This is a genomic window from Macromonas bipunctata, from assembly GCF_002837135.1.
GTDB lineage: Bacteria > Pseudomonadota > Gammaproteobacteria > Burkholderiales > Burkholderiaceae_C > Macromonas_A > Macromonas_A bipunctata.
In genome coordinates this window covers 34,106-48,116 of the sequence record NZ_NWBQ01000058.1, presented here as the reverse complement: position 1 = coordinate 48,116, position 14,011 = coordinate 34,106, and the positions used below count along the sequence as shown (strand labels likewise).

At 66.2% G+C, this 14,011-nt stretch carries 14 protein-coding genes and 1 pseudogene; 6 read left to right on the top strand and 9 right to left on the bottom strand.

Annotation, left to right across the window (positions count from 1 at the left end; translation table 11 throughout):
* Positions 1-8: 8 nt before the first annotated feature.
* The 8 genes from iscA to CON76_RS09240 form a co-directional block, all read right to left on the bottom strand.
* A complete protein-coding gene (iscA, locus tag CON76_RS09275) occupies positions 9-332 on the bottom strand; it encodes an iron-sulfur cluster assembly protein IscA (RefSeq protein WP_101103075.1) in 324 nt (107 codons plus the stop codon).
* A gap of 31 nt (positions 333-363) precedes the next feature.
* Complete coding sequence (gene iscU / locus CON76_RS09270) at positions 364-753, bottom strand: Fe-S cluster assembly scaffold IscU (RefSeq protein ID WP_101103074.1); 390 nt, start codon at positions 751-753, stop codon at positions 364-366.
* Positions 754-792: 39 nt separating this feature from the next.
* Positions 793-2,013 (bottom strand): IscS subfamily cysteine desulfurase, encoded by a 1,221-nt coding sequence (locus tag CON76_RS09265; RefSeq protein ID WP_101103073.1) that lies wholly within the window; start codon positions 2,011-2,013, stop codon positions 793-795.
* 56 nt (positions 2,014-2,069) lie between these two features.
* Positions 2,070-2,603, bottom strand: a complete 534-nt coding sequence (iscR, locus tag CON76_RS09260) for a Fe-S cluster assembly transcriptional regulator IscR (protein ID WP_101103072.1) — start codon at positions 2,601-2,603, stop codon at positions 2,070-2,072.
* A 100-nt stretch (positions 2,604-2,703) separates the two neighbouring features.
* Complete coding sequence (uvrB, locus tag CON76_RS09255) at positions 2,704-4,779, bottom strand: excinuclease ABC subunit UvrB (RefSeq protein WP_101103071.1); 2,076 nt, start codon at positions 4,777-4,779, stop codon at positions 2,704-2,706.
* On the bottom strand, positions 4,776-6,317 hold the full coding sequence (locus CON76_RS09250; RefSeq protein WP_101103070.1) for a cryptochrome/photolyase family protein: 1,542 nt from the start codon (positions 6,315-6,317) through the stop codon (positions 4,776-4,778). The genes uvrB and CON76_RS09250 overlap by 4 nt, the downstream gene beginning before the upstream one ends.
* Positions 6,314-7,648, bottom strand: a complete 1,335-nt coding sequence (locus CON76_RS09245) for a DASH family cryptochrome (RefSeq protein WP_101103069.1) — start codon at positions 7,646-7,648, stop codon at positions 6,314-6,316. Before CON76_RS09245 ends, CON76_RS09250 begins: the two co-directional genes overlap by 4 nt.
* The gene (locus CON76_RS09240; protein WP_101103068.1) at positions 7,648-7,809 is read right to left on the bottom strand and encodes a DUF2256 domain-containing protein; all 162 of its coding nucleotides are present in this window, start codon (positions 7,807-7,809) and stop codon (positions 7,648-7,650) included. Before CON76_RS09240 ends, CON76_RS09245 begins: the two co-directional genes overlap by 1 nt.
* A 111-nt stretch (positions 7,810-7,920) precedes the next feature.
* On the opposite strand from CON76_RS09240, the gene CON76_RS09235 reads away from it, so the two are divergent.
* Both CON76_RS09235 and CON76_RS09230 read left to right on the top strand, forming a co-directional pair.
* The gene (locus tag CON76_RS09235) at positions 7,921-8,661 is read left to right on the top strand and encodes an SDR family NAD(P)-dependent oxidoreductase (RefSeq protein WP_101103067.1); all 741 of its coding nucleotides are present in this window, start codon (positions 7,921-7,923) and stop codon (positions 8,659-8,661) included.
* 22 nt (positions 8,662-8,683) lie between these two features.
* On the top strand, positions 8,684-9,025 hold the full coding sequence (locus CON76_RS09230; RefSeq protein WP_101103066.1) for a hypothetical protein: 342 nt from the start codon (positions 8,684-8,686) through the stop codon (positions 9,023-9,025).
* Here CON76_RS09230 and CON76_RS09225 read toward each other — a convergent pair.
* Positions 8,980-9,930: a MerR family transcriptional regulator gene (locus tag CON76_RS09225; RefSeq protein WP_101103065.1), complete on the bottom strand. Its 951-nt coding sequence runs from the start codon at positions 9,928-9,930 to the stop codon at positions 8,980-8,982. The genes CON76_RS09230 and CON76_RS09225 overlap by 46 nt on opposite strands.
* 112 nt (positions 9,931-10,042) lie before the next feature.
* On the opposite strand from CON76_RS09225, the gene CON76_RS09220 reads away from it, so the two are divergent.
* The 4 genes and pseudogenes from CON76_RS09220 to CON76_RS09205 form a co-directional block, all read left to right on the top strand.
* The gene (locus tag CON76_RS09220) at positions 10,043-11,323 is read left to right on the top strand and encodes an NAD(P)/FAD-dependent oxidoreductase (protein WP_101103064.1); all 1,281 of its coding nucleotides are present in this window, start codon (positions 10,043-10,045) and stop codon (positions 11,321-11,323) included.
* A 14-nt stretch (positions 11,324-11,337) separates the two neighbouring features.
* Complete coding sequence (locus tag CON76_RS09215) at positions 11,338-12,099, top strand: DUF1365 domain-containing protein (protein ID WP_101103063.1); 762 nt, start codon at positions 11,338-11,340, stop codon at positions 12,097-12,099.
* Positions 12,096-13,295 carry an SAM-dependent methyltransferase gene (locus CON76_RS09210; protein WP_101103062.1) on the top strand — a complete coding sequence of 400 codons (1,200 nt, stop codon included), beginning with the start codon at positions 12,096-12,098 and terminating at the stop codon, positions 13,293-13,295. Before CON76_RS09215 ends, CON76_RS09210 begins: the two co-directional genes overlap by 4 nt.
* Positions 13,288-13,797, top strand: a pseudogene (locus CON76_RS09205) (DUF3833 domain-containing protein); the annotation flags it as partial. The gene CON76_RS09210 and the pseudogene CON76_RS09205, both read left to right, overlap by 8 nt.
* Positions 13,798-14,011: the final 214 nt, after the last annotated feature.

Genomic DNA, 14,011 nt, shown 5'->3' with positions numbered 1-14,011 from the left:
CAGCGCCCTTACACACGGAAGGATTCACCGCAGCCGCACTTGTCGCGCTCGTTGGGGTTGTGGAACTTGAAGCCCTCGTTCAAGCCCTCGCGCACAAAGTCGAGCTCGGTGCCGTCCAGGTACGCGAGGCTTTTGGGATCGAGCAGCACCTTGACGCCCTTGTCCTCGAACACCACGTCCTCGGGCGCGATCTCGTCGGCGTACTCCAGCTTGTAGGCCAAGCCAGAGCAGCCGGTGGTTTTGACCCCCAGGCGCACGCCCACGCCTTTGCCGCGGCGGCTGAGGTATTTGGTGACGTGCCTGGCAGCGGCTTCAGAGATCGTGACGGACATGGTGGGCGCAGCAGAAAAAAGGGGAAGGAACTCAGGCAGCGGTGTGCTTTTGCTTGTAGTCGTTCACGGCGGCCTTGATGGCGTCTTCGGCCAAGATGGAGCAGTGGATCTTGACCGGCGGCAGCGCCAGCTCTTCGGCAATCTGGCTGTTCTTGATCTGGGCCGCTTCGTCCAGCGTTTTGCCCTTGACCCATTCGGTCACCAGCGAGCTCGACGCGATGGCCGAGCCGCAGCCGTAGGTCTTGAAGCGTGCATCTTCGATCACGCCGGTGGCCGGGTTGACCTTGATTTGCAGCTTCATCACGTCACCACAGGCGGGTGCGCCCACCATACCGGTGCCCACACTGTCGTCGCCTTTGTCAAAAGTGCCCACGTTGCGGGGGTGTTCGTAGTGGTCAACCACTTTGTCTGAGTAAGCCATGTTGTGTGCTCCTGCAAGAATGTTGGAAAAACCGGGCGCTCAGTGCGCCGCCCACTGGATGGTGGACAGGTCGATGCCGTCCTTGTACATGTCCCACAACGGGGAGAGGTCGCGCAATTTGGCCACGTTGGCGCGGATGGTTTCGATGGCATAGTCGATGTCGGCTTCGGTAGTCCAGCGGCCAATGGTGATGCGCAAGCTGCTGTGGGCCAACTCGTCGCTGCGGCCCAAGGCGCGCAGCACGTAGCTGGGCTCCAAGCTGGCCGAGGTACAGGCCGAACCCGACGACACGGCCAAACCTTTGATACCCATGATGAGCGATTCGCCCTCGACGTAGTTGAAGCTGATGTTGAGGTTGTGCGGCACGCGCTGGGTCAGGTGACCGTTGACGAAGACCTCTTCCATGCTGGTCAGGCCCGCCACCAAACGGTCGTGCAAGGCTTGGATGCGCGGCAATTCGCTGTCCATCTCGGCCTTGGCCAAGGCGTAGGCCGCGCCCATGCCCACGCACTGGTGGGTGGGCAAGGTGCCGGAGCGCATGCCGCGCTCGTGGCCACCGCCGTGCATTTGCGCTTCCAAGCGGATGCGCGGCTTGCGGCGCACAAACAGCGCACCAATGCCCTTGGGGCCGTAACTCTTGTGGCCGGTCAGGCTCATCAGGTCGATGGGCAGCTCGGCCAAGTTGATGTGAACGCGGCCCGTGGCCTGGGCGGCATCGACGTGGAAGATCACACCACGCTCGCGGCAGATGCGGCCAATGGCGGCCACGTCCTGGATCACGCCGATTTCGTTGTTGACGAACATGACGCTGGCCAAAATGGTGTCGGGGCGGATGGCGGCCTGGAAGGCTGCCAGATCCAGCAAACCATCGGGCTGCACGTCCATGTAGGTGACTTCAAAACCTTGGCGTTCGAGTTCGCGGCAGGTGTCGAGCACGGCCTTGTGTTCGGTCTTGACCGTGATGATGTGCTTGCCCTTGCCTTTGTAGAAGTGGGCAGCGCCTTTGAGGGCCAGGTTGTTGGACTCGGTCGCACCGCTGGTCCAGACGATCTCGCGTGGGTCGGCCCCGATCAGGTCGGCCACCTGGGCACGGGCCTTCTCGACGGCGGCTTCGGCCTCCCAGCCCCAGGCGTGGCTGCGCGAGGCGGGGTTGCCAAAATGTTCGTACAGCCACGGCACCATTTGATCCACCACGCGCGGGTCGCACGGGTTGGTGGCGCTGTAGTCCATGTAGATCGGGAAATGCGGGGTGGTGCTCATGGCGGGTTGAAAAACAGGGTTGACAACAAAAGGGGCGAAGCTGGGGGCTGCGCGCCTTACTTGGCGAGCGCCGCGCCCAGCGCGAACACGGAATTGGGGGCGTTGACGCGGATGGGCTTGACCACCGGCGCTGACGAGATGGCGCGCTTGATGAGGGGCGCATCGTCCACCACCACGCCCTTGGCCAGCTGGTCGTTGACCAGCTTTTGCAGGCTGATGGAGGCCAGGAAATCGACCATCTTGGCGTTGAGCGCGGCCCACAGCTCGTGGGTCATGCAGCGGCTGCCCTCGCCCAGGCAGTTTTCCTTGCCGCCGCACTGGGTGGCGTCGATGGGCTCGTCCACCGACAGGATGATGTCGGCGATGGTGATGTCGGTGGCCTTGCGCGCCAGGGTGTAGCCGCCGCCGGGACCACGGGTCGATTCGACCAGCGTGTGGCGGCGCAGCTTGCCAAACAGCTGCTCCAGGTACGACAGCGAGATGTGCTGGCGTTGGCTGATGGCGGCCAGCGTCACCGGGCCGCTGCTCTGACGCAGCGCCAGGTCGATCATGGCGGTGACGGCAAACCGGCCTTTGGTGGTGAGTCGCATTGGACGTTCCTTGCGGTGAAGTGGCGGGGTGGAAACCAGCAAAATCTTATTCCGACTGGTTTTGTCAAGTATAACCGAAAACCGACTGTTTTACTGGGGATTAGCCCAGGTCGGCGGGGGGAATGTGGTCGCCACCGTGGGCGCCCAGCACGCGGTCTTTGAGCAGCGCGAGCTGGTCGCGCACGCGGGCGGCCTGTTCGAATTCAAGGTTGCGGGCGTGCTCCAGCATCTGCTTTTCCAGCCGCTGCAGCGTCTTGGCCAAATCCTTTTCAGCGATGGCGGCCACATCGGCCTGGTGCTGCTGCGCCTGGGTCTGCTTCCTGGCCTGCTCGCCGGCTTTTTCGCTGTACACGCCGTCGATCAAGTCCTTGATGCGCTTGACCACGCCCTTGGGGGTGATGCCGTGCGCCTGGTTGAAGGCGATTTGCCTGGCACGGCGGCGTTCGGTTTCGTCGATGGCCTTGCGCATGGAGTCGGTCACGCGGTCGGCGTACAGGATGGCCATGCCGTGGAGGTGGCGCGCGGCGCGGCCTATGGTTTGGATCAGGCTGCGTTCGCTGCGCAAAAAGCCTTCCTTGTCGGCATCCAGAATGGCGACGAGCGAGACTTCCGGGATGTCCAGCCCCTCGCGCAACAGGTTGATGCCCACCAGCACATCAAACTGCCCCAGCCGCAGGTCGCGGATGATTTCGACCCGCTCCACGGTGTCGATGTCGCTGTGCAGGTAGCGCACTTTCACGCCGTTTTCGCCCAGGTAGTCGGTGAGCTGTTCGGCCATGCGCTTGGTCAGGGTGGTGATGAGCACGCGCTCGTTGCGCGCCACGCGCAAGCGGATTTCGCCCAGCACGTCGTCCACCTGGTGGGTGGCGGGGCGCACCAGCACCTGCGGGTCGATCAGGCCGGTGGGGCGCACCACCTGCTCCACCACCTGGCCGCTGTGGCTGTGCTCGTAAGCAGCGGGGGTGGCCGAGACAAACACGCACTGGCGCAAGCGGGCCTCGAATTCCTCAAACTTCAGGGGCCGGTTGTCCAGCGCGCTGGGCAAGCGAAAGCCGTAATCGACCAGCGTTTGCTTGCGGGCACGGTCGCCGTTGTACATGCCACCCAGCTGGCCGATCATGACGTGGCTTTCGTCCAAGAACATGACGGCATCGCACGGCAGGTAGTCGATCAAGGTGGCGGGCGGCTCGCCGGGTGCGCTGCCGCTGAGGTGGCGGCTGTAGTTCTCGATGCCTTTGCAGTGCCCAACCTCGGTCAGCATTTCCAGGTCGAACCGGGTGCGCTGTTCCAGCCGCTGCGCTTCCACCAGCTTGCCAGCACCCACCAAGTCCTTGGCGCGTTGCTCCAGCTCCAGCTTGATGCCCTCCACCGCCGCCAGCACCTGCTCGCGTGGCGTGACGTAGTGGCTGCCGGGGTACACCGTGAAGCGCGCCAGCCGCTGCTGCATCCGGCCCGTCAGCGGGTCAAACAGGTGCAGCGCCTCGATTTCGTCGTCGAACAGTTCGATGCGCAGCGCCAGCTCCGAGTGTTCCGCCGGAAAAACGTCGATGATGTCGCCCCGCACGCGGAACTTGCCGCGCGTGAATTCCAGGTCGTGGCGCTGGTACTGCATCCGCACCAGTTGCGCGATGATGTCGCGCTGGTCCAGCCGGTCGCCCACGCGCAGCAGCAGGATCATCTGGTGGTAGTTCTCGGGCTGGCCTATGCCGTAGATGGCCGACACCGAGGCCACGATGACCACATCGCGCCGCTCCAGCAGGCTTTTGGTGCAGCTCAGGCGCATTTGCTCGATGTGCTCGTTGATGGCGCTGTCCTTCTCAATGAACAGGTCGCGCTGCGGCACGTAGGCTTCGGGCTGGTAGTAGTCGTAGTAGCTGACGAAGTATTCCACCGCGTTGCGCGGGAAAAACTCTCGGAATTCGGCGTACAACTGCGCCGCCAACGTCTTGTTGGGCGCAAACACCAGCGCCGGGCGGCCCAGTTGGGCGATGACGTTGGCCATCGTAAAGGTTTTGCCCGAACCGGTTACGCCCAGCAGGGTCTGGAAGGATTCGCCCTGCCGCAAGCCATCGACCAACTGGGCAATGGCGGTGGGCTGGTCACCCGCTGGCGCAAAGGGTTGGTGCAGCTCAAACGGGGAGCCGGGGAAGGTGACGAACTGACCGGTGGTACTCACAGCGTCTCCAGTTGCTCCAGGGTGCGGGTGGCTTGCTCGCGCAGGGCGTGCTGCTGTTCAGGAGCCATTTTGTCCCAGGTGCGGTACACCATGGCCAAGCGGTGGTTGCCACGCAGGTGGGCGTCGTGGCGGGCAAAGAAGTCCCAGTACAGGGCGTTGAAAGGGCAGGCGCGCTCGCCAATCTTGGCGTTCTTGTCGTAGTGGCAGCCCTTGCAGTGGTCGCCCATGCGGTGCAGGTAGGCGGCGCTGCTGACGTAGGGCTTGGTGGCCAGGCGGCCACCGTCGGCAAACTGGCCCATGCCCAGCGTGTTGGGCGCTTCCACCCACTCGAAAGCGTCGATGTAGATGCCCAAGTACCAGCGGTGCAGCGCGTGGGGTTCCAGTCCGGCCAGCAAGGCAAAGTTTCCAATTACCATCAGGCGCTGGATGTGGTGAGCGTAGGCGTGTTGCAGCGATTGGCCGATCGCTTGGGCCACGCAAGCCATGCGGGTCTGGCCGTGCCAGAACCAGCCGGGCAACGGGCGCGTGTGGCCCAGCGCGTTGGCATGGGTGTAACCCGGCATGTGCGCCCAGTAAAAACCGCGCACGTATTCGCGCCAGCCCAGTATCTGGCGGATGAAGCCTTCCACCGCTGGCAGCGGTGCCTGACCGTTGCGCCAAGCGGCCTCGGCGGCCTGCACCACTTCGCGCGGTTGCAGCAGCTTGACGTTGAGCGCGAACGACAGCAGCGAGTGGAACAAACGCCAGCTGCGGGACGACAGCGCATCCTGGTAGTCACCGAAATGGGGCAAGGCGTGGGCGATGAAGGCATCGAGCTGCGCCAGTGCCTCGGTGCGGTTGACGGGCCAGCGCAAGGCCTGCGCTTGCGGATCGCCGAAATGGTCGGCCCCGCTGGCAGCTATGGTCTGCCACAGCGCACGGTGGTCGTGGCTGGGACGCAGGTCGGGCGGTTCAGGCGGTGTGCCGGGCCAAGGTTTGCGGTTGTCGTGGTCAAAGTTCCACTGCCCGCCTTCGGGCTGGCCGTGTGCGTCCAGCAGCACGGCGTGGTGACGGCGCTGGGTGCGGTAAAAGTGTTCCAGCAGCCACTGCTTGCGGCCCTGAAAGATTTCGGCGGCCTCGGTGCGGGTGGTGTAGAAGTGTTCGGTGTCCACCATCGTCACCGGCACGGGGGCGGTGGCGGCCCAGGCGGCCAGTTGGGCATCGAGCCGCCATTCGTCCGGGGCCTGGTACTGCACCGCGCTGGCGTGGTAGTGGGCAATCAGAGCCTCCAAGTTGGCGGTCAGCCGCTGGCGGTTGGAGGGATCGTCAATGGCCACGTAGCGCACGCGGTGCCCGGCGCTTTTGAGCTGGCGCGCCAGCTCGCGCATGGCGGCAAAAATGGCCAGGATTTTTTGCGCGTGGTGGCGCACGTAGTCGGTTTCTTGGCGCAACTCCATCAGCACGTACACCACGTCGGGGCACACGCGCTGGAACCAACTGTGCTGCGGGTTGAGCTGATCGCCCAAGATCAGGCGCAGGGTCGGGCCGTGCTCGCTCATGGGGCGCTGGCCCACAGGCGGCGGTAGGCACCGTCGGGGTCGTAGTCGTGGGCCTGTTTGTCGGGGTTGAAGCGGCGGCTACCGCGCGGGTCGGTGCCGCGCCCGCTCAGGTAGAGCCAGTTGCCTTGGTTGCTGTACGGGTCGTAGTCCAGCAGTTGCGCCTCGAACCACGCGGCCCCGGCGCGCCAGTCGCAGCGCAAGTCGTGGATGAGGTAGCTGGCCACATTTTGCCGCATCCGGTTGGACAGGTAACCCGTGGCGGCAAGTTCGCGCATGGCCGCGTCGATGAAGGGCTGGCCGGTGCGGCCCGCACACCAGCGCGCAAAGGCGCCGGGCTTGTGCGGTGGCAGGGGTTGGGGCTCCAGCAGGCCGCTGGCGTGGTACAGGCGCGCGCCGTATTTGCGGTGGAGCCAGCGGAAGTGATCGCGCCACAGCAGCTCGAACCAGAGCCAGTAGGTGCTGTCGTTGGCGCCGTGTTCGTCCTCAAAGGTCTGGATGGCGGCCCAGGCCTGCCGCGCCGACAACGCGCCCGTGGCCAGCCAAGGCGACCATTTGCTGGAGTAATCGGCCCCCATCAAACCGTTGCGGGTGGTTTTGTAACTGTGCGGCAGGCGGCGTTCGCAGTAGCGTTGCAGGTGCGCCAGCGCGGCGCGCTCGCCACCGTGAAAGGCGGGTTGCTGGCACGGAAAGGCGGAGCGCACGTCGCTGGGCCAGTGGCCGGTGGGCACGGCGGCATCGGGCCGGTGGCCTGGTACGGCGCTGCGCGCCTGGGCCAGTGCCTCGGCGGGTGGCAGCGGTGGCAGTTGCCGGGGCGCGGGCAGCGGTGCGGGGGCCTGCACGCGGGCACGCTCCAGCTGCTGGCGGAATACGGTGAAGGTGTCGGGCACGTGCTCCGGACTGAACGGCAGGCTCTCGGGCGCCAGCAGGGTGGATTGCCACACGGCCTGCACCTGGACGCCCGCGCGGCGCAGGGCCTGCACGGTGGCCTGCTCTTCGGGCGCGGCGATGTCCTCGCACACCAGCGGCGGCTGGCCCAGGGCGCGCACCAGCGCGGGCAGCACGGTGGCGGGGTCGCCGTGGCATTGCAGCAGGCCACTGCCCAGGGCGCTGAGTTGTGCGGCCAGATCGTCCAGCGCGCTGTGCAGCCAGGCCTGGCGGTGCGGGCTGGTGCGGGCAAAGCCCCAGCGCGTGGGCACGTGCTGGGCGGGGTCGTGCACAAACACCGGCAGCAGCCAGCCGCCCAGCTGCCGGGCCTGCCGGAGGGCGGCTTGCAGCGCCAGCTGGTCGTGCAGGCGCAGGTCGTTGCGCAGCCACAGCACCACGCCCGGCATCACGCGGCCCCCTGGTTGTGGTGGGCTTTGCTGCCACTGCGGCGGCAGCGCTCCGAGCAGTATTTGACGTGCTCCCAGTCGCGCTCCCACTTCTTGCGCCAGGTGAAGGGCAAGCCGCAGCAGACGCAGGTCTTGGTGGGGAGATCGGATTTTTTGCGCATTTTGTCCTGGACAAATATGGTTCTAGCTTGTAATATTAGCGCAGAAAACGCTGGTTTTGTACAAATTTCTTTTCTTTGTCAACGACAAACATCCTTCTGGAAGGCCCCGACATGAACACAATTGCACTGGTGACCGGCGCGGCAGGCGGGCTGGGTCAGGCCGTCACGCACAAGCTCGCGCAGGCGGGCTGGCAGGTGGTGGTGGTCGGGCGCGATGGCGCACGGCTGCAACAGGCGTTTGGCAACGCACACCGCCAGATCGTGGCCGACTGCTCCACCACCGCCGGGGTCAAGGCGCTGTTTGCCACGCTCAAGGCCGAACAGCTGGTACCGACCGCGCTGGCGCATTGCATCGGCAACATCCGGCTGGGCGCGGCCCACCGCATGGCCGAAAAAGACTTCAACGACTGTTTGACGGCCAACCTGGTGAGCGCCTTCCACACGCTGGCAGGCTTTACCGGCCACCTGCGCGATGCGGCCAGCCCCGGCGCGGCGGTGTTCGTGTCGTCGGCGGCGGCGCGCATCGGCACACCCAACCACGAGGCCGTGGCCGCCGCCAAGGCCGGGCTCGAAGGCCTGGTGCGCGGCGCAGCGGCCACCTACGCCAGCGCGGGCATCCGCGTCAACGCGGTGGCGCCGGGCATGATGGAGACCCCGGCCACCGCCGGCATGATCAGCAGCCCCACCACGCGCGAGGCCGCCGCCCGCCAGTACCCCCTGCCCGGCATAGGCGACGCCGCCGAGCTGGCCGAGCTGATGGTGTGGCTGCTGTCGCCGCACGGTGCGCGCGTGACTGGCCAGGTCTGGTCGCTGGACGGCGGCTTCTCCACCATCCGCCCGCTGGTGCGCTAAGCGCTGCGGGCCGGTGGCGATCATGGCCGGGTGGTTCAACCACTTGCCGGGGTTCCAGAAGACCCCTTACGGCGCCGAGCGCGTGCTGCTGCGCCGCCTGCCGCGCATCACGCTGCTGGGCACGGCGCTGCTGCTGCCCTCGGTGCTGGCGCGCGGCGCCATCTGGCTGGACTGGATGCCCGAGAGCACTCGCATGCCCGGCCTGGTGGACATCTACGTCATCAGCCTGGTGGTGCTGCACTGGACGGTGGTGTTCACCGCCGCGATTGGCGCTTTCATCGTGATGGTGATGAAGGGCCCGGCCTACGTGGCCGACCCCTACCCGTTGCCCAAGGCACCGCCCGCCGACGGCACCGGCGACTGAGCCGCGCGCCACTGCGCCAGCGCGCGCACGGCGTCGTCAAAGCTGTGCAGCAGCTGCTGGCCCGGCTCCGACGTGACCAGCCCTGCCACCCCGGCCCCGCCCGCCCACAGCGCCACATGCGGGGGCAGCAACTGGCGCAGCGGCTGCAGCACCGCCCCCAGCTGGCGCCGGGGAAACGCCGCCGAGAACGACAGCGCCACGATATCGACCTGGTGCGCGTGCGCGGCGCGGCCAATCTCGGTCAGCGGCATCTGGGTGCCCAGCGGAATGCAGACCGCGCCTTCCAGCGCCAGCAAGGTCTCCACCATCAGCAGGCCCAGCGCGTGCGGCTCCTCGGGCACGGTGGTCAGCAGCACGCGCGGCCGCCCGGCGCCCGCCGGCAGCGCGGCAATGGCCTGGCGCAGCAGGCGCTGCGTCAGTTCGGTGAACAGGTGTTCCTCGAAGATCTGCAGCCGCCCGTACTCCCACGCCTCGCCCACGAGCCGGGTCAGTGGCGCCACGGTGTCCTGGACAAAACGCTGCAGCCCCTGGCGTGCCAGCCGCTGCTGCATGGCCTGCTGGTAGCCGGTGCCGTCGTGGCGCTGCACCAGCGCCAGCAGCGCGGCCAGCTCGGTGTCGTCGTCGGCGCAACCGCTGTGGGCCGGGCGCGGCTGCGGGCGGCGCGGGGCCAGTTGCGCCAGCTCGGTGTCGGAGGCGGTCATCAGCTTGCCCGGGCGGTGCCCCTGGTCCAGCAGGCGCTTGATCAGGCGCAGCCGCTCCAGCTGGGCCGCAGGGTACAGCCGTTCGCCATGGGCGTCGCGCTGCGGCACCGGAAAGCCGTAGCGGCGCTCCCACATGCGCAGCACATCTTTGGAGAGTCCGGTCTCGCGCTCCACGGCGGCGATGTTGAAACTGAGGGTGCTCATTTTTGTCCAGTACAAACCTTGCGCGAGTCGTTGACAACTCGATTTTTGAGGGCTATATTACGAACAAAGATCCAATTTGTCCAGTACAAAACAACCATCCTTTCCTACCTCCATGCAACCCAGACACCGCATCGCCGTCGTGGGCGCGGGCATCTCCGGCCTGGCCAGCGCCTGGCTGCTGGGCCGCCAGCACGACGTGACCCTGTTCGAGGCCGGCAGCTACCTGGGCGGCCACACCAACACGGTCGATGTGACGCTGGAAGGCCGCACGCACCCGGTCGATACCGGCTTCCTGGTCTTCAACGACAAGACCTACCCCAACCTGATCGCGCTGTTCCAGCACCTGGGCGTGGCCAGCGTCCAGACCGAGATGTCGTTTGCCGTCAGCCTGCAGCAGCCCGACCTGGAATGGGCGGGCAGCACCCTGGGCACGGTGTTTGGCCAGAAGCGCAACCTGCTGCGCCCGGCTTTCTGGCGCATGCTGTCCGACATCCTGCGCTTCAACCGCGAAAGCACCGCCTGGCTGGCCCGCAACCCCGACAGCGAACGCAGCCTGCAGGACTTTCTGGACGCCGGACGCTACAGCCGCGCCTTTGCCGACTGGTACCTGCTGCCCATGGCGGCGGCCATCTGGTCGTGCCCCACCGGCCAGATGCGCGCCATGCCGCTGGCCACCTTCATCCGCTTTTGCCACAACCACGGCCTGCTGCAGGTGTTTGACCGCCCGCTGTGGCGCACCGTGCAAGGCGGCGGGCGCGCCTACGTGCGCCAGATCGCGGCCCAGCTGCGCGACATCCGCCTAGCCTGCCCGGTACGCCAGGTGGAACGCAAGGTGGACGGCCTGTACGTGACGCACGCCCAGGGGCGCGAGCGTTTTGATGAGGTGGTGATGGCCTGCCACAGCGACCAGGCCCTGGCCATCCTGGGCGACAGCGCCAGCTCCGGCCAGCGCCAGGTGCTGGGCGCCATCCGCTACCAGCCCAACCGCGCCGTGCTGCACACCGACCCCGCGCTGCTGCCGCGCCGCCGCGCGCTGTGGTCGGCGTGGAACTACTTTGCCGGGGCGGGCGATGCGGGCCAGCAGCCGGTCGGCGTGTCCTACCTCATCAACAAGCTGCAACCGCTGCCGTTCCAGACCCCGGTGGTCGTCACGCTCAACCCAGCGCGCGAGCCCGACCCAGCCCATGTGCTGGCCGAATTCGATTACGCCCACCCCGTGTTTGACGAAGCGGCCATTGCCGCACAGGCGCAACTGGCCTCGGTGCAAGGCACCCACGGCATCTGGCTGGCCGGAGCGTGGGGCGGTTACGGCTTTCACGAGGACGGCCTCAAGTCGGCGCTGCGCGTGGCCAACGGCCTGGGCGTGCGCGCCCCCTGGCAAGCCCCCGTCTGAGAAGCCCACACGCCATGCACGCCACACCGCAACTGCTGCTGGGCCGGGTCATGCACCGGCGGCTGCGCCCGGTGGTCAATGCGTTTGTGTACCCGGTGTTCTACGTGCAACTGCCACTGCGCCGCCTGGCGGCGTGCCAGAACCGCGTCTTTTCGGTCGACCGCTGGAACCTGCTCAGCCTGCACCAGAAAGACCACGGCGCGCGCGACGGCAGCCCCTTGCTACCGTGGATCGAACACCTCCTGCACACCCACGGCCTGCCCGCCGATGGCGAGATCGTGCTGCAGACCTTTCCGCGCGTGGGCGGCTTCGTGTTCAACCCGGTCAGCTTCTGGTATTGCTATGACCGCAACGGCGCACTGGTCGCCGTGCTGGCCGAAGTCAACAACACCTTTGGCGGCCACCACCACTACTTGTTACACCACAACGGCGCGCCACTGCCCAACGGCGAGGAACTGCGGGCCGACAAGACCTTCCACGTCTCGCCCTTCAACGTGGTGGAAGGGGGCTACCGCTTTCGCTTCCGCCAGCACGGTGATCTGGCCGTGGCCCGCATCGACTACGACGACCACCAAGGCGAACTGCTGCTGACCGCCATCTCGGGCCGGGCACAAGCCTGGACTCCCCGTGCGCTGCTGGGCGCGCTGCTGCGCATGCCGCTGCTCACGGCGGGCGTGTTCTGGCGCATCCACTGGCAAGCCCTCAAGCTCTGGGCCAAGGGCGTGCCCTTTCACGGCACAGACCCCACTCCATCCCATCCGCCTCCCACGCCATGAACTCCACCCTGACCCTGCGTACCAGCACCGCACCCACTCGGCGCGACACCCGGCTGGTGTTTGACCTGCTTGCCGCACTGACGGGAGGTCGGCTCGAAATTCGCCTGCCCGATGGCTCCAACACCGTGTTGGGCGACGGTGAACACGGTGTGAGCCTGCATGTCCACGACGAAGCCATGTTCGGCATGGTGCTGGCGCGCGGCGACATCGGTCTGGCCGAGTCTTACCTGGACGGTCACTGGGACTGCACCGACATCACCGGCCTGCTCACACTGCTGGCGCGCAACCACGCCGCGCTCAAGCCGCTGGTGTACGGTGCTTGGCACCGGCTGCTGCTGGCGCGGGTACGGCATTGGCTGCACCGCAACAGCAAAACGGGCAGCAAACGCAACATCATGGCCCACTACGATTTGGGCAACGACTTCTACCGCCTCTGGCTCGACCCCAGCATGAGCTATTCGGCGGCCCTGTATGGCGACCACGATCCGGCCACCACACCGCTGGAGTGTGCGCAGCACGCCAAATACCGCCGCATCCTGCAACGCCTGCAAGCGCAGCCGGGCCAGCGCGTGCTGGAAATCGGCTGCGGCTGGGGCGGTTTTGCCGAACTGGCGGTGGCCGACGGCCTGCACGTCACCGGCCTGACACTGTCGCCCGCGCAACTGGCTTGGGCCCAGCAGCGCGTGCCGCAGGCCAACCTGCGCCTGCAAGACTACCGCGACAACCAAGAACGATTCGACCACGTGGTCTCCATCGAAATGTTCGAGGCCGTGGGCGAACGCTTCTGGCCCACCTACTTTCAGAGCGTGGCGGCTGCGTTGCGGTCGGGCGGCAAGGCCGTGGTGCAAAGCATCACCATCCGCGACGACCTGTTTGACAGCTACCGGCGCGGCACCGATTTCATCCAGCAATACATCTTCCCCGGCGGTATGTTGCCTTCGAGGCCAGCCTTCCGGGCCGCAGCGGCACGCCAAGGCCTGCGCGTGCAAGATGAATTCGCCTTTGGCACCGACTACGCCCACACCCTGGCCCAATGGCGGCACAACTTCGAAGCCCAATGGCCCGCCATCCACGCTTTGGGGTTTGACGACACCTTCCGCCGCCTGTGGCGGCTGTACCTGGGCTACTGCGAAGCGGGCTTTCTGGCGGGCACCATCGACGTGGTGCAATTCCAACTGGAGCACCACCGTGCGTAACCCCAAACAACTGCTGGCCGCTGCCGCCGTGGCGTTGGGCCTGAGCGCATGCAGCTCCACCGGCGTGGAACAATACCGCGCGGCCCAACCCGAACTGCAACTCCAGAGCTACCTCAACGGCACCTTGGATGCCTGGGGCATGTTCCAAGGTCGCACCGGCGACGTGCAAAAACGCTTCCGTGTCGTCATCCACGCCCACTGGACGGGCGACACCGGCGTGCTGGACGAACACTTCGAATGGTCGGACGGCACCACGTCGCGCCGGGTCTGGACACTGGTCAAGCAGCCCGACGGTACCTTCCGGGGCACCGCCGACGACGTGGTGGGCGAGGCCCTGGGCGAAGTGGCGGGCAACGCGCTGCGCTGGCGCTACGTGCTGGCCTTGCCCGTCAACGGTAAGGTGTACCACGTCGATTTCGACGATTGGATGTTCCTGATGGACAACAAGGTCATGCTCAACCGCTCCTACATGTCCAAATGGGGCATCCGGCTGGGCGAAGTCACCCTCACCTTCTTGACATCCTCCCCGCCATTAATGGCAGGGATTCCCTCTACAGGACGGCCATGCCCGACCGCATCAGCTTGCGCTGACTCATTCAGCAAAGCGCCTACCTCTCGGACTCCCATGCGGGACGGCGAATTACCGGACATTTCTGTGCTCGGTTCCAACTGCCTAATGGCAAAAGAAGAATTTGGAACTGTTGTCGCAACGCAAG

What these genes read in the sequence shown, in the direction of transcription:
- iscA (WP_101103075.1), bottom strand. Translation starts at nt 332, where the DNA reads ATGTCCGTCACGATCTCTGAAGCCGCTGCCAGGCACGTCACCAAATAC.
- iscU (WP_101103074.1), bottom strand. Translation starts at nt 753, where the DNA reads ATGGCTTACTCAGACAAAGTGGTTGACCACTACGAACACCCCCGCAAC.
- CON76_RS09265 (WP_101103073.1), bottom strand. Translation starts at nt 2,013, where the DNA reads ATGAGCACCACCCCGCATTTCCCGATCTACATGGACTACAGCGCCACC.
- iscR (WP_101103072.1), bottom strand. Translation starts at nt 2,603, where the DNA reads ATGCGACTCACCACCAAAGGCCGGTTTGCCGTCACCGCCATGATCGAC.
- CON76_RS09250 (WP_101103070.1), bottom strand. Translation starts at nt 6,317, where the DNA reads ATGAGCGAGCACGGCCCGACCCTGCGCCTGATCTTGGGCGATCAGCTC.
- CON76_RS09245 (WP_101103069.1), bottom strand. Translation starts at nt 7,648, where the DNA reads ATGCCGGGCGTGGTGCTGTGGCTGCGCAACGACCTGCGCCTGCACGAC.
- CON76_RS09240 (WP_101103068.1), bottom strand. Translation starts at nt 7,809, where the DNA reads ATGCGCAAAAAATCCGATCTCCCCACCAAGACCTGCGTCTGCTGCGGC.
- CON76_RS09235 (WP_101103067.1), top strand. Translation starts at nt 7,921, where the DNA reads ATGAACACAATTGCACTGGTGACCGGCGCGGCAGGCGGGCTGGGTCAG.
- CON76_RS09230 (WP_101103066.1), top strand. Translation starts at nt 8,684, where the DNA reads ATGGCCGGGTGGTTCAACCACTTGCCGGGGTTCCAGAAGACCCCTTAC.
- CON76_RS09225 (WP_101103065.1), bottom strand. Translation starts at nt 9,930, where the DNA reads ATGAGCACCCTCAGTTTCAACATCGCCGCCGTGGAGCGCGAGACCGGA.
- CON76_RS09220 (WP_101103064.1), top strand. Translation starts at nt 10,043, where the DNA reads ATGCAACCCAGACACCGCATCGCCGTCGTGGGCGCGGGCATCTCCGGC.
- CON76_RS09215 (WP_101103063.1), top strand. Translation starts at nt 11,338, where the DNA reads ATGCACGCCACACCGCAACTGCTGCTGGGCCGGGTCATGCACCGGCGG.
- CON76_RS09210 (WP_101103062.1), top strand. Translation starts at nt 12,096, where the DNA reads ATGAACTCCACCCTGACCCTGCGTACCAGCACCGCACCCACTCGGCGC.